We start from the raw sequence: 18,468 nt of genomic DNA on the forward strand, positions 1-18,468 counted from the left end.
AAATAAAGTGAAATTCGCAGTCTTGTCGTAGAACGAATGGCGCGTATGATAACGACACTGGAGCCGTGAGCGCTACCCGAACTGAGGTTCGATGCCACTAACCAGGACACCCGTTATGCGTATTGAAGAAGATGTTAAACTGGGCTTTAAAGACGTACTGATCCGCCCTAAACGTTCCACTCTCAAAAGCCGTTCTGATGTTGAACTTGAGCGTACTTTTACCTTTAAACACTCTGCACTAAGCTGGACTGGCGTACCGGTTATCGCCGCTAATATGGATACGGTCGGTACTTTCACTATGGCAGAAGCGCTGGCAGGATTTGGCGTGCTGACCGCCGTGCACAAACACTACAGTGTCGAAGACTGGCAGGCGTTTATTCAGCGTGTGCCCGCATCGGTGCTGGGGCATGTAATGGTGTCTACCGGGACGTCAGAAGCAGACTTCAGCAAACTCAGTGCCGTTCTGGCGCTTTCACCTCAACTTAACTTTATTTGCATCGATGTTGCTAATGGTTATTCCGAGCACTTTGTCGCGTTCCTGCAACGTGCGCGCGAGAGTTTCCCGGATAAAACGATTTGTGCCGGTAATGTGGTCACCGGGGAAATGGTGGAAGAACTGATTTTGTCTGGTGCGGATATCGTGAAAGTGGGTATTGGTCCCGGCTCAGTCTGCACCACACGCGTGAAAACTGGGGTGGGTTATCCGCAGCTTTCAGCGGTAATTGAATGTGCAGATGCTGCTCATGGGCTGGGGGGGCAGATCGTCAGTGATGGCGGTTGTGCCGTACCGGGTGATATCGCCAAAGCCTTTGGTGGCGGAGCCGATTTTGTCATGCTTGGCGGTATGCTGGCGGCACATGATGAGTGTGAAGGCACTATCGTTGAGGAGCAGGGCGAGCAATTTATGCTGTTTTATGGCATGAGTTCAGAATCAGCCATGAAGCGCCATGTTGGTGGTGTTGCGCAGTACCGTGCGGCAGAGGGCAAAACCGTTCGGCTGCCGCTGCGTGGTCCGGTTGACGACACGATTAAAGATATCCTCGGTGGCCTGCGATCGGCATGTACTTATGTTGGGGCGGAAAGACTCAAAGAACTGACCAAACGCACCACTTTTATTCGGGTGGCGGAACAGGAAAATCGGGTGTTTACTCGCTGATTCACCGGTAGCGGCGCGATTTATCGCGCGGCCTTTTCTGACTTCGCGTACGAAATTGCGCGAATAATCATGCCGCTACAAATAAAAATGCACGCCCATCAGCGAATAGCATCACCCAGGCCAAATACCGGCAGATACATCGCAATCACCAGTGTCCCCACGATGCCGCCAATAACGACCATCATCATGGGCTCAAGTGCTGCGGCCAGAGACTCTGCGCGGCTCAGCGTATTCTGCCGATGCCATTCCGCCAGGCGTGACAGCATGACATCTAAAGCACCCACCTCTTCACCCACTTTAATGAGTTGGGCACACAGGGGAGTGAACAATTGATGTTGTAGCAGAGCCTGGTGCAAGGGTGCGCCAGCTGCAATATGTTGCTGCAATTCCCTGATAGCCTCACGCCAAAGTCGGGCAGCCAGTGTGACTTCAACCGCTTGCAAACTTTGCAGTAAGGTCAGGCCGGCCCGCTGTGTCAGTTGCAGAATGTCATAAATTTGCGTGAGCTGGCTGCCGCGCCATAACGGTGCCAGCAATGGCAGCCGCAATAGCCAAAGCTGGCATTGACGCTGCCAGCGGGGAGATCGTCGATAAAATTGTTGAACCAGAATGGCAACGGCTCCGCAGGTCAACAGTAACGGTAAAGCAACCGCCTGTAGCAAGGCTGATAATGCCATCACACCGGCAGTGAGTGCCGGGAGTGGTGCATCGAAGCTGGCGTACACCGAGACAAATTCCGGCAAGACAAATAGCAGCATGCCAGCACTCACTGCTATCGCGACCAGCATAATGAACAATGGGTAGCGCAGTGCCTTGACCACTTTCTGACGCAAAAGCTGTTGGCCGGTTTGCTGCTGCGCCAGTTGGCGGCAACATTCGTCTAATTGCCCGGTAAGTTCTCCCACCTGCATTAATGCCGGAAACAACGGCGGGAAAATTTGCGGCCAGTCGCGTAATGCCTGGGAAAAGGGTACTCCGGCAAGCACCCGTTGCTGCAACCCTCTGAGTAATGTACGCCAGCCGATATCGGGGTGCCCTTCGGCAAGCAGAGCCAGGCTTTCTGCCAGAGGAAGCCCTGCCTTGAGCAGCGTGGCAAGTTGTTGGATGAGGTTGCTTTTTTGCTGCCACTTCCAGTCGCGCGCACGCCAGCACTTCCCCCGTTTCCAACTCACGGCCATCATTCCACGATCCGCCAACTGGTGCAGCAGTGCATCCGGGGTGGAGATTAATGATTCACCGTTTTGCAGTAAACCCGCACTATCCAGTGCCTGCCAGCGAAAATGATAGAGATTAGCCATTGCCCAATCCAACCACACGTTGCATCTCTTCCAGTGAGGTTTCCCCTCGACTGACCGCTTCCAGTCCGGCGGCGACCAGCGTTTTCATTCCCTGCTGATTTGCCAGTGAGAGCAGATGCTCCAGTGGCATATCAGCTGAGATGGCGTTCTGCAATTTGGCGGTCATGGGCAGGAGTTCGAAAAGTGCCAACCGCCCATAGTAGCCAGAAAAACAGTGGTCGCACCCCGGAGCCCGCCAGGTCTGGAGCGTTCCCGGCCATAATTCGGGGGGCAGATGAGCAATTGCCTGCCCCGGTTGGCGGCAATGTATACACAGGCGTCTTACCAGCCGTTGTGCAACAATCAGTTGCAGCGCCGGACCTAGCAGATAGCCGGGGATCCCCATTTGCCGAAGCCGCGTCAGGGTTTCAGCGGTTGAGTTGGTATGCAGCGTAGAGAGGACCAGATGACCGGTTTGCGCGGCTTTGACGGCAATCCCCGCCGTCTCCGCATCACGTATTTCACCCACCATGATGATGTCCGGGTCCTGGCGCAATAAGGCGCGCAACACCAGATTAAAATCCAGCCCACTGCGGGGCTGAATTTGTGTCTGGTTGATACCTTCAAGCGGAATTTCCACCGGATCTTCAACACTACAGACGTTTTTTTCCGGCACATTGAGTGCACTCAATCCGCTGTAAAGGGTGAAGGTTTTGCCGCTACCGGTTGGGCCGGTTACCAGAATCAACCCCTGCGGTTTCGCCAGTGCCGTGCTGAACTGACGCAACTGGCTGGTCGGCATGCCGAGTTTATCCAGCGCAATCGCACTATTTTCGCTCTGCATTAAACGTACAACCGCTTTCTCTCCGTGGCTGATGGGTAAGGTGGAGAGACGAAAGGAGGCCTGCTTCCCTTCCAGTTCCAGCGTAAATTGCCCATCCTGTGGCAATCGTCGTTCAGCAATATCCAGCCCGCCGAGAATTTTCAGCCGGGCCAGCACCGCAGCGGGTTGAGCATCGGGTAATTGCGCCAGCTTGTGCAGGACACCATCAATACGCAGCCGAACACGCAACGCGTGATGCTGTGGCTCAAAATGGACATCGGATGCACGACGTTGTAATGCCTGGCGCAGAATATACTCCACTGCGTTGATGGCAGACTCCACCGCAGCCTGTTCTTTGGGCACCTCAGAACGCCCCGGCTCGTGGAGTTGCAGCTCGATTCGGGCGGCTGGCCAGCACTCCACCTCGACTTTGCACTGACTGGCAAATTGCAGTGCCTCCAGAAGCGCCGGATCAGGTGTACCGGACACAGCCACGCGCAGCAAAGTGTCATCATGATGCAGGATTATCGCGTTATGACGCCGACACAGCGTCTTGAGCATGTCATCAGGCTTCTCCATGACGTCCACCTTTGTCGGCAAAGCGGAACTGTTCCAGGCAGTTTTCGCGCAGGGTGCTGTTGTCGCTGTTACAGCTACGTTGCCAGTCAAGCGTGCCATCGGTGCTGTTCCACACCGGTTGCATCTCCACCGTTAATCCTGACAGGCTTTCCTGCCCGGTCAGCGTGATGACGCCGTTGATGACGGCAAGTGTCGCGACATAACGCGAACCTTTGGCTGCCGGTATCCCCCGATCACCTGCCTGGCATTGAGCAGGGCCACCACGTTCAATGGCACAAAGTTCCACCGCCGTCTTGTAAGGCACCATCGTCTGTAACATATCCGTCAGAGCGGCGCGTTGTAGATAATTTTGATAAGCCGGAACACCGATTGCGCTGAGGATGGCCACAATGCCGATCACAATCATTAATTCGATGAGGGTAAAACCACGTTGTCGTTCCATAAGCAGGCTCCTTGTTGTGGAGCCGTCACGGTAAAAAAGGGGGCAGGAAAGAAAAAGCGATGAAATCAAACGGCTGGAAACGTTACGCAGAAAAGATCCGCATTTGCAGCCTGCTGAACAGGGAACTGGAAGCAACCTCGCAGATTCGCGGTGCAGCGCACCGCACCGCGACGGGACTATCAGGTTTCGCGAAAACGCATAGAAAGATCAAGTGCGCGTACGTGTTTGGTTAACGCTCCTACCGAGACATAATCCACCCCGGTTTGCGCAATTTGCGGCAGTGTCGTTTCTGTCACGTTGCCGGACACTTCGAGTAATGCGCGCTTTTGTGTCAGCACCACGGCATCACGCATCATCTCGAGACTGAAGTTATCGAGCATCACGATGTCGGCACCCGCATCCAGCGCATCCCGCAACTCATTCAGCGTTTCAACTTCGACCTCGACCGGCACATCAGGGTGCAGCCACAACGCTTTCTCCACGGCCTGGCGCACCGAGCCACTGGCGATAATATGGTTCTCTTTAATCAGAAAGGCGTCAGACAGACCGAGACGATGATTACTACCGCCCCCGCAGAGCACGGCATATTTAAGGGCGGTTCGCAACCCCGGTAAGGTTTTTCGTGTATCCAGTAACTGCGTATTGCTGCCTGCCAGCAAGGCCACATAATGACTGACTTCGGTTGCCACACCAGAGAGCGTTTGTACAAAATTCAGCGCGGTGCGTTCCGCCGTCAACAGCAGACGTGCCGGGCCCTGGAGTTCAAACAACAACTGGTCAGCGGTCAGGGTTTGCCCATCTTCAACATGCCAGGTGATGGTGACTTTATTACCCAGTTGGATGAAGACCTCTTCCACCCAGCGTTTACCACAGAAAACACCGGCTTCGCGTGTGATGATTTTGGCTTCGGCTTGTTTGTCTGCCGGGAGCAATAGCGCTGTGATGTCACGATCGGCATCCACTTCGCCGCCTAAGTCTTCCCGAAGCGCAGAGGCAACGGCTTCCGGGATGTCCTGCTCAATGCGCCTGATCAATGCCTGACGACGATGATCGGGATCGTAACGACGCGATGCCATACTATTTCTGCTCCAGATGACGAGAGAATGAGCGCACACCTTAGCCTGATTCTTGCGTCAATACCAGTTCATGGTGATGAAATGTTTAGTATCCTTAACTTTCTCTGCCTTTCGCATTAACTCACAAGCTCCCGGAAAGAATCATGTTATTCTCAGCCTGACCTCAACGTAGGGAAAACGGCATGAAACTGGAAGATGGCTGGATTAGCAGTGCGCGTAAGGTGCTTTCACCGCACTTCAATCAGCGGCCGGAAAATGAAATACCTTCGGTGCTGATTATTCACAATATCAGTTTGCCGCCCGGCGAATTTGGCGGCCCGTGGATTGATCGTCTGTTCACGGGGACTCTGCCTGCGGATGCGCATCCTTATTTTGCCGATATTGCCCATTTACGTGTGGCTGCGCACTGTCTGATCCGGCGCGACGGTGAACTGGTGCAGTATGTTTCCTTTGACCAGCGAGCCTGGCATGCGGGGGCATCGCAGTTTGACGGTCGGGAAAATTGTAATGATTTTTCGATGGGGATAGAGCTGGAAGGCACCGATATTCTGCCCTATACCGATGCACAGTATGCGACGCTGGCACAGGTAACCGAGCTATTGATGCAACACTATCCGCTGACAGCGGAACGTATCACCGGACACAGTGATATTGCGCCGGAACGTAAAACCGATCCGGGACCGGCATTTGACTGGGTACGCTATAAACATGCCTTAAAGCGGGAGAATCCCTGAATCAGCAGGAGCAGGTATGACGTTGTTTAGCTTGTTATTGGTTTTAGGTTGGGAACGATTGTTTAAGCTGGGTGAGCACTGGCAGCTGGATCATCGGCTGGAGCCATTGTTTCGTGGTCGCCGGCATTTTTCGCTGCTTCGCACCCTGGTGATGACGGTTATCGCCATGCTGATTGTCTGGCTGCTGGCCTGGAGCCTGAAAGGGTTGCTTTTTGGTGTGGTGCAGCTGTTGTTCTGGATTGTCGTGGGATTGCTGTGTATTGGCGCAGGTTCGGTACGCCTGCATTATCACACTTATCTGAAAGCAGCGAGTCACGATGACCAGGCGGCGCATCAGGCGATGGCGGCAGAGCTGACGCTGATTCACGGGGTGCCGGTTGAGTGCAGCGAGCGCGAATTTCTGCGTGAGCTTCAGAACGCGCTGATCTGGATTAACTTCCGATTTTATCTGGCCCCGCTGTTCTGGTTCGTGGTGGGCGGTCCTTACGGGCCAGTGCTGCTGGTGGGCTACGCCTTTCTGCGAGCCTGGCAAAGCTGGCTGGCAAAGCATCATACCCCGCTGGAACGTGCGCAATCAGGTGTTGACCGCATTTTACATCTGCTGGACTGGATTCCGGTACGTCTTGCAGGCGTTGCCTACGCGTTACTGGGGCATGGTGAGCGAGCGTTGCCCGCCTGGTTCGCCTCGCTGACTGACTGGCATCGCTCGCAATATCAGGTGTTGACCAGTCTGGCGCAGTTCTCCCTGGCGCGGGATCCCCATGTTGATAAAGTGGAAACCCCGCGCGTGGCTGTTGCGCTGGCAAAACGCATTTCCCTGGTGCTGGTGGTGGTAGTCGCGCTGTTGACCATCTACGGTACGCTGGTGTGATCGGCGGGCGGCACACCAAAATCCGGTGTGCCGTCATCACGCCAGGCAAAGTATTTCAACCGCGTATGGCGATTAGGATCCCATAACGGATCGCCCTCAATTTCCGTGTAGTTACGCGCGTGATAAACCAGTACATCCTTCCCTTGTTCGTCGACGGTAAAGCTATTGTGGCCTGGTCCGTACTGATGATTGTCCCAACTGGTGTTGAAGACCGGGCGCGCTGATTTTTGCCACGCGGCTGCTTGCAGTGGGTCGGCATCCACATCAATGCTGAGAATTCCCAGACAATAGTTTTCATCCGTCGCGCTGGCGGAGTAGGTGACAAACAACCGGTTACCATGACGAATCACCGCCGGACCTTCGTTCACGCTAAATCCGGCACATTCCCATTCATATTCCGGGCGGCTCAGCATCTGTGGCGTGCCTTTCAGCGTCCAGGGATTAAGCAATTCAGCGAGATACAGATTCGAGTTACCTGGGATAGCGGGATCTTTCTGCGCCCACAGATACCAGTTTCTTCCCTGATGAACAAAATGTGTAGCGTCGAGTGAGAAGCTGTCTAACGGCGTATGCACCCGACGCACCGGCTGCCAGTGGCCGGTCAGCGGGTCAGCATCGCTACAAACCAACGCGTACATGCGGTGCTGGAACAAGCCATCTTTAATTTCACGCGTGGGGGCAGCAGCAAAATAGATCACCCACTGGCCGTTGATATGATGCAGCTCGGGTGCCCAGATCAGTGCGCTAAACGGTCCCGTGTCCGGTTTGTGCCAAACCACAACCGGTTCAGCCTCGGGCAGTGCTGCCAGCGTGGTTGCATAACGTATTTCCAGACGATCATATTCAGGCACTGACGCGACAAAGTAATACCCGTTGTCATGACGGAGAATAAAAGGATCAGCACGTTGCGTGATAAAGGGATTAGGCCAGGAATGACTCATTTAATTTCTCCGGGTTCGATAACGGCGGCAGAGGAGGGACGTGATGTTTGCAGATCGCGAAAGTTCGCGCGGCGCAACGCCAGATCGTCCTGAATGGTACGCATCAATTTTCGATCCACTTTCAGCAGACGGACGACACCGGCGGTGATCAGATAACCAACGCCAGGAATAACGGTGAATAGCAGCATAATGCCGTTGATTGCCTGGTCTGATTGTTGTTTCGCCCCGGCATCATAGCCATAGATGGAGAGCAGGAAACCGACCATCGCCCCGGCGACGGCCAGTCCGACTTTGAGGAAAAACAGGTTGCCAGAGAAGCTCATGCCGGTGATGCGTTTGCCGGTTTTCCACTCGCCATAATCATCAACATCGGCCATCAGCGACCAGTGCAGCGGTGAAGGAATTTGATGCAGGATATTCAGCAGGAAGTAGGCGATCACCACGCTCAGAGTGGCATGCGGGTTGATCCAGTAGAAACCAGAGGAAAACAGCGCCAGGGCGATGTTCGTCCAGAAAAACACTTTTAATTTGCACCAGCGATCGGTCAGCACTTTTGCCAGCGTGCTGCCCAGCATCATGCCAATGACGCCCAGGCTGATAAATAAGGTGGCAAAATGGGTCGACTGACCCATTACCCAGGTGACGTAATACATGGTAGCGGCCATACGGATAAAACCCGGGCAGACGTTGCAGAATGTCAGCAGCAGAATGCGTACCCACTGGTCATTTTTCCACACGTCACGTAGGTCGTTTTTCAAATCATCATTGGTGGGTACCGCCGGGCGAATACGCTCACGTACTGTGGCAAAGCAGAACAGAAACATCGCCAGGCCAATCAGTGCCAGCACGCTCATCGCCATCTGATAACCACGCGCTTTGTTGTCGCCGCCAAACCACTCGGCCATTGGCAACAGCGACAGGGATAAAATCAATGTGGCAACCCCGACCATGACAAAACGGTATGACTGGCAGGAGACGCGTTCACCCGGATCATTCGTGATGACGCCACCCAGCGAGCAGTAAGGAATATTGATGGCGGTGTAGGTTAATGACATCAAAAAGTAAGTAACAAAGGCCCAGATGACCTTGTTTTCATAGCTCCAGTCCGGAGTGGTGAACATCAACACGCTAAACAGAACATAGGGGACGGAGATCCACAGCAGCCAGGGGCGGAAACGGCCCCAGCGGCTTTGCGTGCGATCGGCAATGGCACCCATAATCGGGTCTGTCACCGCATCCAGTACCCGCACGGAAAGCAATAAGGTGCCGACCAGCGCCGGTGCGAGGCCAAACACATCGGTATAGAAATAGTTAAGGAAGAGCATGATGGCCCCGCCAATCATGTTACATCCGGCATCGCCCATGCCGTATCCCAGCTTTTCCCGAAATGAGAGCGCGGTTCCTTTCATTGTTGTTCTCCAGTAATAACCAGTGGGAAAATTATTAGCGGAAAATCAGCAATCTGGCGGGGACCATTTGGTCAGGATGATGGACAAAACACCTGGGCGGAAAAAAGTGTGAGGGAGATCTAAAGAAGGAAGATCTCTGCCCGCCGATCAAGGGCGGGCAGAGTGGGCAGATTTACGCTTGCTGCGCTTTGTTTTTAATCGCGTAGCCGATAGCCAGTACTACCAGCCAAACCGGAATCAGCCAGACCGAAATCGCCATGCCGGGAGTAATCGCCATAATCACCAGAATACCGGCGAGGAACACCAGACAGATCCAGTTACCCAGCGGGTAAAGGATGGCGCGGAAACGTGTGGTAACGCCCTGCTGGTCTTTCTTCTTACGGAATTTCAGGTGAGCGAGGCTGATCATCGCCCAGTTAATCACCAGCGCCGAAACCACCAGGGACATCAACAGGCCGAAGGCTTCGCCAGGCATCAGGTAGTTAATCAGCACGCAGAGGGCAGTTGCTACCGCAGACACCAGAATGGTTGCCACCGGTACACCGCGTTTATCGACTTTCAACAGGGCTTTCGGGGCATTGCCCTGCTGCGCCAGGCCGAACAACATGCGGCTGTTACAGTAAACGCAGCTGTTATACACCGACAGTGCCGCCGTCAGGATCACCACGTTGAGTGCATTCGCCACCAGCGCATCACCCAGTTCGTGGAAAATCAGTACAAACGGGCTGGTGTCAGCGGTGACGCGAGTCCACGGCAGCAGCGACAGCAGCACCGCCAGTGAGCCGATATAGAAAATCAGAATACGCCACAGCACCTGGTTGGTCGCTTTAGGGATGCTTTGCTCCGGGTTGTCGGCTTCCGCAGCGGTGATCCCCACCAGCTCCAGACCGCCAAACGAGAACATAATGATCGCCATCATCATCACCAACCCACCAAAGCCATTCGGCAGGAAGCCGCCCTGGTTCCACAGGTTGCTGACGGTCGCCTGCGGGCCGCCATTGCCGCTGAACAGCAGCCAGCCGCCAAACAGGATCATACCAATGACCGCAACGACTTTGATGATGGCAAACCAGAACTCCATCTCACCAAACACTTTCACGTTGGTCAGGTTGATGGCGTTGATCGCGACAAAGAAGATGGCGGCGGTTGCCCAGGTGGGGAAGTCGGGCCACCAGAACTGGATATATTTACCCACGGCGGTTAACTCGGCCATGGCAACCAGTACATACAACACCCAGTAGTTCCAGCCAGAGGCGAAACCGGCGAAGTTGCCCCAATATTTGTAGGCAAAATGGCTGAAGCTACCGGCAACCGGCTCTTCCACTACCATTTCGCCCAATTGGCGCATAATCAGAAAGGCAATAAATCCGGCAATTGCATAGCCCAGAATAACGGCCGGGCCGGCAGATTTGATGACTGAAGCGCTACCCAGAAACAGACCAGTACCTACGGCACCACCCAGCGCAATCAGCTGAATATGGCGATTTTTCAAGCCGCGGTGCAGCGTGTCGCCATGCTGTTGTTCCATACGAACCTCGTGATGTTGTTATTTTTCGCCCAATGTAAGGCTATTTTTACATAACGTACTCATTTATTTACGGTATCTGGCGTGCTGTGTGCATACGTGAGCTACCTTGGCGACCAGAATAGTGATAAGCGCGACGCTTTGCACCTGCTTTTGCTTTTTGTGCTAAGAGACGCCTGGAAAAGCAGCAGCATCCACTGCCGCGCTGACGCGGTATTTCTGACATGAATTGGTAATAAACACGAATAGCTTTCCCTTATGGTGAGTGTGGAAGGGATACGCTAAGCCTGTGTAAGGTTTGGTAAAAGCGGATTCTGTTAACAATTCGCCCCGCAGCTCTATTTCTGTCTTTATCCCAGCCGTTTAGCGCATTTAACCAATGATAATCCCCTGAAGTGTGACGGCTGCCATATAGACACAAGGTGAATACTTTGTTACTTTACCGGCAACTTTTGGCAATTGGTATTACCAATTTACTCCGGACGTCAGTCACAATAAGAAGGGACGATGGCTTACAGTAAGATTCGCCAACCAAAGCTCTCCGATGCCATTGAGCAGCAGCTGGAATCCCTGATTATGGAAGGGACGCTGCGGCCAGGAGAGAAGCTGCTACCCGAGCGCGAACTCGCCAAACAATTCGATGTATCACGTCCTTCTCTTCGTGAAGCGATCCAGCGCCTTGAGGCGAAAGGGTTGCTGCTGCGCCGTCAGGGTGGCGGCACCTTCGTTCAAAAGCATCTCTGGCAAAGCCTGAGCGATCCGCTGGTCAGCCTGCTTGCCCAACATCCGGAATCTCAGTTTGACCTGCTGGAAACCCGCCACGCGTTGGAAGGCATTGCTGCGTATTACGCGGCGTTGCGTGGTACGGATGAGGACCTGCAACGCATTCGCGACTGCCATGTTCAAATCCAGCAGGCTCAGGACAGTGGCGATCTCGACGCTGAAGCCGACGCCGTGATGCAGTATCAGATCGCTGTCACAGAAGCGGCCCATAATGTGGTGCTTTTGCATTTGCTGCGTTCTATGGGCCCTATGCTGGAACAAAACGTCCGTCAGAATTTTGAATTGCTCTACGCTCGCCGGGAAATGCTGGCGAAAGTGAGCGGTCACCGCGCCAGTATTTTTGAGGCGATTGTGGCTCGTGAGCCAGAACAAGCACGCGAGGCATCACACCGTCACCTGGCGTTCATTGAGGAAATCTTGCTGGATAGAAGTCGGGAGCAGAGTCGTCGTGAACGCTCCCTGCGTCGTTTACAGCAACGTAAGGAATAACGCGCGGCAACGAACGTGCGGATAAAAAGCGACGGGCCTGTCTTCTTGTGCTGTGAACTGAAGCAAAGCACAAGCAGACAGGCTCCTGACAATTCAACGTATTAGACACAGATAAGGAATACACCCCATGTCAGAACGTTTACACAATGACGTGGATCCGATCGAAACTCGTGACTGGCTACAGGCGATCGAATCGGTCATCCGTGAAGAAGGTGTTGAGCGCGCGCAGTATCTGATTGACCAGGTATTAAGTGCTGCACGCAAAGGCGGCGTAAAAGTTGCTGCAGGTTCTTCTGCCGTGAGCAACTACATCAACTCTATTGCCGTTGAAGATGAACCGGACTATCCGGGCAACACCTCGCTTGAACGTCGTATCCGTTCCGCAATCCGCTGGAACGCCATCATGTCGGTACTGCGTGCGTCGAAGAAAGATCTGGAGCTGGGTGGTCACCTCTCATCCTTCCAGTCCTCCGCGACTATCTATGAAGTGTGCTTTAACCACTTCTTCCGTGCGCGTAGCGAGAAAGATGGCGGCGATCTGGTTTACTTCCAGGGCCATATCTCTCCGGGTATCTACTCTCGTGCGTTCCTTGAAGGCCGTCTGACCGAAGAGCAGATGAACAATTTCCGTCAGGAAGTGCATGGCAACGGTCTTTCTTCTTATCCGCACCCGAAACTGATGCCGGAATTCTGGCAGTTCCCGACCGTATCCATGGGCCTTGGCCCACTGAATGCGATCTACCAGGCGAAATTCCTGAAATATCTGGATCATCGTGGTCTGAAAGACACCTCTGCTCAGACCGTTTACGCCTTCCTGGGTGACGGTGAGATGGATGAGCCGGAATCTAAAGGTGCGATCACCATTGCTGTCCGCGAAAAACTGGACAACCTGGTGTTCATCATCAACTGTAACCTGCAACGTCTGGATGGCCCGGTCACCGGTAACGGTAAGATCATCAACGAGCTGGAAGGCATCTTTGCCGGTGCTGGCTGGAACGTGATCAAGGTGATCTGGGGCGCACGTTGGGATGAGCTGCTGAAGAAAGATACCAGCGGTAAACTGATCCAGCTGATGAACGAAACCGTTGACGGTGACTATCAGACCTTCAAATCACGCGATGGTGCCTACGTGCGTGAGCACTTCTTCGGTAAATACCCGGAGACTGCTGCGCTGGTGAAAGACTGGTCAGACGAAGAGATCTTCGCCCTGAACCGTGGTGGTCACGATCCGAAGAAAATCTACGCGGCACTGAAAAAAGCGCAGGACACCAAAGGCCAGCCGACGCTGATTCTGGCACATACCATCAAAGGTTATGGTATGGGTGACACCGCCGAAGGTAAAAACATCGCTCACCAGGTGAAGAAGATGAACATGGATGGCGTTCGCTACATCCGCGATCGCTTCAATGTGCCGGTAGCTGATGAAAACATCGAAAAACTGCCGTACGTGACCTTCGAAAAAGGCTCAGAAGAGTACAACTACCTGCACGGTCAGCGTGAGAAGCTGGGCGGCTACCTGCCGACTCGCCAGCCAAACTTCACCGAGAAGCTGGAAATGCCGGCACTGGAAGAGTTCAGCGCGCTGCTGGAAGAGCAGAGCAAAGAGATCTCTACCACCATCGCTTTCGTGCGTGCGCTGAACGTGATGCTGAAGAACAAGTCGATCAAAGATCGTCTGGTGCCGATCCTCGCGGACGAAGCCCGTACCTTTGGTATGGAAGGTCTGTTCCGTCAGATTGGTATCTACAGCCCGAACGGCCAGCAGTACACCCCGCAGGACCGTGAGCAGGTTGCTTACTATAAAGAAGATGAAAAAGGCCAGATTTTGCAGGAAGGGATCAACGAGCTGGGCGCAGGTTCATCCTGGCTGGCGGCGGCGACCTCTTACAGCACCAACAATCTGCCAATGATTCCGTTCTACATCTATTACTCGATGTTCGGCTTCCAGCGTATTGGTGATCTGATGTGGCTGGCAGGCGACCAACAGGCGCGCGGCTTCCTCGTCGGCGGCACCTCCGGTCGTACCACCCTGAACGGTGAAGGCTTGCAGCATGAAGATGGTCACAGCCATATTCAGTCGCTGACTATCCCGAACTGTATCTCTTACGATCCGTCTTATGCCTACGAAGTGGCTGTCATCATGCATGATGGTCTGGTGCGTATGTACGGCGAAGCGCAGGAAAACATTTACTACTACATCACTACGCTGAACGAAAACTACCACATGCCTGCGATGCCGCAGGGTGCGGAAGAGGGTATCCGTAAGGGTATCTACAAGCTGGAAGCGGTTGAAGGTAGCAAAGGTAAAGTGCAGCTGCTTGGCTCTGGTTCTATCCTGCGTCACGTCCGTGAAGCGGCTCAGATCCTGGCGAAAGACTACGGTATCGGTTCTGACGTCTACAGCGTGACCTCGTTCACTGAACTGGCGCGTGATGGTCAGGATTGCGAGCGCTGGAACATGCTGCATCCGACTGAAACCCCGCGTGTGCCTTACATCGCTCAGGTGATGAATGACGCGCCGGCCGTTGCGTCAACTGACTACATGAAACTGTTCGCAGAACAGGTTCGTAGCTACGTACCGGCGAGCGATTACCGTGTGCTGGGTACTGATGGCTTCGGTCGTTCAGACAGCCGTGAAAACCTGCGTCACCACTTCGAAGTGGATGCATCGTATGTCGTGGTTGCAGCACTGGGTGAACTGGCTAAACGCGGCGAAATCGATAAGAAAGTGGTGGCGGAAGCGATCACCAAATTCAACATCGATGCCGATAAAGTTAACCCGCGTCTGGCTTAAGAGGTAAGAGAGTAATGGCTATCGAAATTAAAGTGCCGGATATCGGGGCAGATGAAGTTGAAGTCACCGAGATCCTGGTCAAAGTAGGTGACAAGGTTGAAGCCGAACAGTCACTGATCACCGTGGAAGGCGACAAAGCCTCGATGGAAGTGCCATCACCGCAGGCTGGCGTAGTCAAAGAGATCAAAATTGCCACCGGCGACAAAGTCGAAACCGGCAAACTGATCATGATCTTTGACGCAGAAGGCGCAGCGGCTGCTGCACCGGCGGCAGAAGAGAAGAAAGCAGAAGCCGCGCCGGCACCTGCGGCTGCCGCTGCTGTCAGCAAAGACGTCAACGTGCCGGATATCGGTGGTGATGAAGTCGAAGTCACCGAGATTCTGGTTAAAGTGGGCGACACCGTTGCGGCTGAGCAGTCCCTGATCACCGTTGAAGGCGACAAAGCCTCAATGGAAGTCCCGGCACCGTTCGCGGGCGTAGTGAAAGAGATCAAAATTGCTACCGGCGATAAAGTGAACACTGGTTCACTTATCATGGTATTTGAAGCGCAAGGCGCTGCTGCTCCGGCAGCCCCTGCGGCGGCGGCACAACCTGCTGCGGCCCCGGCACCGGCCGCTGCTGCTGGCGCGAAAGATGTCAACGTACCGGATATCGGTGGTGATGAAGTTGAAGTCACTGAAGTGCTGGTCAAAGTGGGCGACAAAGTTACCGCTGAGCAGTCACTGATTGTGGTTGAAGGCGATAAGGCCTCAATGGAAGTCCCGGCGCCGTTCGCGGGCACCGTGAAAGAGCTGAAAGTTTCCACCGGTGACAAAGTGAAAACGGGTTCGCTGATCATGGTGTTTGAAGTCGAAGGCGCTGCGCCTGCTGCTGCTGCTGCACCGGCGAAACAGGAATCTGCTCCGGCACCTGCTGCTCAGGCCGCTCCGGCACCCACTGCCGCCAAAGCGGATGCGAAGAGTGATTTTGCTGAGAACGACGCTTACGTGCATGCTACCCCGGTGATTCGTCGCCTGGCGCGCGAGTTCGGTGTCAACCTGGCGAAAGTCAAAGGCACTGGCCGTAAAGGTCGCATCCTGAAAGAAGACGTTCAGGCGTATGTGAAAGACGCGGTGAAACGCGCTGAAGCAGCTCCGGCTGCGGCGGCGAGTGGCGGCGGTCTGCCTGGCATGTTGCCGTGGCCGAAAGTGGACTTCAGCAAGTTTGGTGAAATCGAAGAAGTCGAGCTGGGTCGTATCCAGAAAATCTCCGGTGCTAACCTGAGCCGTAACTGGGTCATGATCCCGCATGTGACTCACTTCGACAAAACCGATATCACCGATCTGGAAGCGTTCCGTAAGCAGCAGAACAGCGAAGCAGAGAAACGTAAGCTGGATGTGAAATTCACCCCGGTGGTGTTTATCATGAAAGCCGTTGCCGCTGCGCTGGAGCAGATGCCGCGTTTCAACAGCTCACTGTCCGAAGATGGTCAGAAACTGACGCTGAAGAAATACATCAACATCGGTGTGGCCGTGGATACGCCAAACGGTCTGGTGGTTCCGGTGTTCAAAGATGTGAACAAAAAAGGCATCACCGAGCTGTCCCGTGAACTGATGGCGATCTCGAAAAAAGCGCGTGACGGTAAGCTGACTGCGGGCGATATGCAGGGTGGATGTTTCACCATCTCCAGCCTGGGTGGCCTGGGCACCACGCACTTTGCGCCAATCGTGAACGCGCCGGAAGTGGCTATCCTCGGTGTCTCCAAATCGGCGATGGAGCCGGTATGGAATGGTAAAGAGTTTGCTCCGCGTCTGATGATGCCAATCTCTCTTTCCTTCGACCACCGCGTGATTGACGGTGCTGATGGTGCGCGCTTTATCACCATCATCAACAACATGTTGTCAGACATTCGCCGTCTGGTGATGTGAAGTTAATCAAGGCCGGCGAATGCCGGCCTTGTTGTACGCATTCAGAGTCACCGCGGTTGGCAGTTTATTAACAATTCTGTAAACTCTTGCGGTGAAATGTGCCGGTGGAATAAGGGCATCCAGAGCCTGGGACAGGTTCGCGTCTGACCGCCGGAAATCTAATAAGAGGTCATGATGAGTACAGAGATTAAAACTCAAGTCGTGGTACTTGGGGCAGGTCCTGCAGGTTACTCTGCAGCCTTCCGTTGCGCTGATTTAGGTCTGGAAACCGTACTGGTAGAGCGCTACAGCACCCTCGGTGGTGTCTGTCTGAACGTTGGCTGTATCCCGTCAAAAGCGCTGCTGCACGTAGCGAAAGTCATTGAAGAAGCGAAAGCACTGGAAGAACACGGCATCGTGTTTGGCCAGCCTTCAACTGACATCAACAAAATTCGTACCTGGAAAGAGAAAGTCATCACACAACTGACCGGTGGCCTGGCGGGTATGGCCAAAGGCCGTAAAGTCAAAGTGGTGAACGGTCTGGGTAAATTCACCGGTGCTAACACCCTGGTGGTTGAAGGTGAAGGTGGGGCGACCACCATTAACTTCGACAACGCTATCATCGCTGCCGGTTCTCGTCCGATTGAACTGCCGTTCATTCCGCACGAAGATCCGCGCGTGTGGGATTCAACAGATGCGCTGGAACTGAAAGAAGTACCTAAGCGTCTGCTGGTTATGGGTGGCGGTATCATCGGTCTGGAGATGGGTACTGTTTACCATGCGCTGGGTTCAGAGATCGACGTGGTTGAGATGTTTGACCAGGTTATCCCGGCGGCCGATAAAGACGTGGTGAAAGTGTTCACCAAACGCATCAGCAAGAAATTCAACCTGATGCTGGAAACTAAAGTCACCGCCGTTGTCGCGAAAGAAGATGGCATTTACGTTTCCATGGAAGGCAAAAAAGCGCCGTCTGAAGCACAGCGTTATGATGCCGTGCTGGTGGCGATTGGCCGTGTGCCGAATGGTAAAGGTCTGGATGCCGGTAAAGCGGGCGTAGAAGTGGACGATCGTGGTTTTATCCGCGTCGACAAACAAATGCGCACCAACGTGCCACACATCTATGCGATCGGTGACATCGTTGGTCAGCCGATGCTGGCGCACAAAGGCGTGCACGAAGGCCACGTTGCGGCTGAAGTTATCGCCGGTATGAAGCATTACTTCGACCCGAAAGTGATTCCGTCAATTGCTTACACCGAGCCAGAAGTGGCATGGGTAGGTCTGACCGAGAAAGAAGCGAAAGAGAAAGGCATCAGCTACGAAGTTTCCACCTTCCCGTGGGCTGCTTCAGGCCGTGCTATCGCCTCTGACTGTGCTGACGGTATGACCAAACTGATTTTCGACAAAGAAACGCACCGTGTGATTGGTGGCGCCATTGTCGGCACCAACGGCGGCGAGCTGCTGGGTGAAATCGGTCTGGCGATTGAGATGGGTTGTGATGCCGAAGATATCGCGCTGACCATCCATGCGCACCCGACGTTACACGAGTCTGTGGGCCTGGCAGCGGAAGTGTTCGAAGGTAGCATCACCGACCTGCCGAACGCGAAAGCGAAAAAGAAATAAGCGCTGAAAAATAAAAAAGCGGCTCCCTGAGTGAGCCGTTTTTTTTTGGCATATTTCGTAGCG

Annotated in this window: 14 protein-coding genes; 7 read left to right on the plus strand and 7 right to left on the minus strand. The window is 54.1% G+C overall.

Annotation, left to right across the window (positions count from 1 at the left end; all coding sequences use genetic code 11):
- Positions 1–115: 115 nt before the first annotated feature.
- Complete coding sequence (locus tag AC6I8N_RS03790) at positions 116–1,156, plus strand: GMP reductase (protein WP_021184726.1); 1,041 nt, start codon at positions 116–118, stop codon at positions 1,154–1,156.
- Between the two features lie 98 nt (positions 1,157–1,254).
- Here AC6I8N_RS03790 and hofC read toward each other — a convergent pair whose 3' ends face one another.
- The 4 genes from hofC to nadC form a co-directional block, all read right to left on the minus strand.
- Positions 1,255–2,454 carry a protein transport protein HofC gene (gene hofC / locus AC6I8N_RS03795; RefSeq protein WP_021184725.1) on the minus strand — a complete coding sequence of 400 codons (1,200 nt, stop codon included), beginning with the start codon at positions 2,452–2,454 and terminating at the stop codon, positions 1,255–1,257.
- Positions 2,447–3,835 (minus strand): type II secretion system protein GspE, encoded by a 1,389-nt coding sequence (gene gspE / locus AC6I8N_RS03800; RefSeq protein ID WP_497830075.1) that lies wholly within the window; start codon positions 3,833–3,835, stop codon positions 2,447–2,449. Before gspE ends, hofC begins: the two co-directional genes overlap by 8 nt.
- Positions 3,822–4,277 (minus strand): prepilin peptidase-dependent pilin, encoded by a 456-nt coding sequence (ppdD, locus tag AC6I8N_RS03805; protein ID WP_021184723.1) that lies wholly within the window; start codon positions 4,275–4,277, stop codon positions 3,822–3,824. The genes gspE and ppdD overlap by 14 nt, the downstream gene beginning before the upstream one ends.
- A gap of 179 nt (positions 4,278–4,456) precedes the next feature.
- Positions 4,457–5,353 carry a carboxylating nicotinate-nucleotide diphosphorylase gene (nadC, locus tag AC6I8N_RS03810; RefSeq protein ID WP_497830076.1) on the minus strand — a complete coding sequence of 299 codons (897 nt, stop codon included), beginning with the start codon at positions 5,351–5,353 and terminating at the stop codon, positions 4,457–4,459.
- Positions 5,354–5,535: 182 nt separating this feature from the next.
- Here nadC and ampD point away from each other — a divergent pair, with 182 nt between their 5' ends.
- Positions 5,536–6,087, plus strand: a complete 552-nt coding sequence (gene ampD, locus AC6I8N_RS03815; RefSeq protein WP_208724792.1) for a 1,6-anhydro-N-acetylmuramyl-L-alanine amidase AmpD — start codon at positions 5,536–5,538, stop codon at positions 6,085–6,087.
- A 16-nt stretch (positions 6,088–6,103) separates the two neighbouring features.
- On the plus strand, positions 6,104–6,958 hold the full coding sequence (ampE, locus tag AC6I8N_RS03820) for a beta-lactamase regulator AmpE (protein ID WP_497830077.1): 855 nt from the start codon (positions 6,104–6,106) through the stop codon (positions 6,956–6,958).
- Here ampE and AC6I8N_RS03825 read toward each other — a convergent pair.
- The 3 genes from AC6I8N_RS03825 to aroP all read right to left on the minus strand — a co-directional run bounded on the left by AC6I8N_RS03825 (position 6,940) and on the right by aroP (position 10,836).
- Positions 6,940–7,899, minus strand: coding sequence for a glycoside hydrolase family 43 protein (locus AC6I8N_RS03825; protein ID WP_497830078.1), 960 nt, complete (start codon positions 7,897–7,899; stop codon positions 6,940–6,942). The genes ampE and AC6I8N_RS03825 overlap by 19 nt on opposite strands.
- On the minus strand, positions 7,896–9,308 hold the full coding sequence (locus tag AC6I8N_RS03830; RefSeq protein WP_208724794.1) for a glycoside-pentoside-hexuronide (GPH):cation symporter: 1,413 nt from the start codon (positions 9,306–9,308) through the stop codon (positions 7,896–7,898). The genes AC6I8N_RS03825 and AC6I8N_RS03830 overlap by 4 nt, the downstream gene beginning before the upstream one ends.
- 172 nt (positions 9,309–9,480) lie before the next feature.
- Positions 9,481–10,836 (minus strand): aromatic amino acid transporter AroP, encoded by a 1,356-nt coding sequence (aroP, locus tag AC6I8N_RS03835; protein ID WP_208724795.1) that lies wholly within the window; start codon positions 10,834–10,836, stop codon positions 9,481–9,483.
- Between the two features lie 504 nt (positions 10,837–11,340).
- On the opposite strand from aroP, the gene pdhR reads away from it, so the two are divergent.
- From pdhR to lpdA, 4 genes are all read left to right on the plus strand, one after another.
- The gene (gene pdhR / locus AC6I8N_RS03840; protein WP_021184716.1) at positions 11,341–12,105 is read left to right on the plus strand and encodes a pyruvate dehydrogenase complex transcriptional repressor PdhR; all 765 of its coding nucleotides are present in this window, start codon (positions 11,341–11,343) and stop codon (positions 12,103–12,105) included.
- A 127-nt stretch (positions 12,106–12,232) separates the two neighbouring features.
- Positions 12,233–14,899, plus strand: a complete 2,667-nt coding sequence (gene aceE / locus AC6I8N_RS03845) for a pyruvate dehydrogenase (acetyl-transferring), homodimeric type (RefSeq protein ID WP_208724796.1) — start codon at positions 12,233–12,235, stop codon at positions 14,897–14,899.
- Between the two features lie 14 nt (positions 14,900–14,913).
- Positions 14,914–16,806 (plus strand): pyruvate dehydrogenase complex dihydrolipoyllysine-residue acetyltransferase, encoded by a 1,893-nt coding sequence (aceF, locus tag AC6I8N_RS03850; RefSeq protein ID WP_497830079.1) that lies wholly within the window; start codon positions 14,914–14,916, stop codon positions 16,804–16,806.
- 174 nt (positions 16,807–16,980) lie between these two features.
- Positions 16,981–18,405 (plus strand): dihydrolipoyl dehydrogenase, encoded by a 1,425-nt coding sequence (lpdA, locus tag AC6I8N_RS03855; RefSeq protein ID WP_036626678.1) that lies wholly within the window; start codon positions 16,981–16,983, stop codon positions 18,403–18,405.
- Positions 18,406–18,468: the final 63 nt, after the last annotated feature.

This window comes from Pantoea sp. X-Soil-TKNS-1279 (assembly GCF_059730565.1).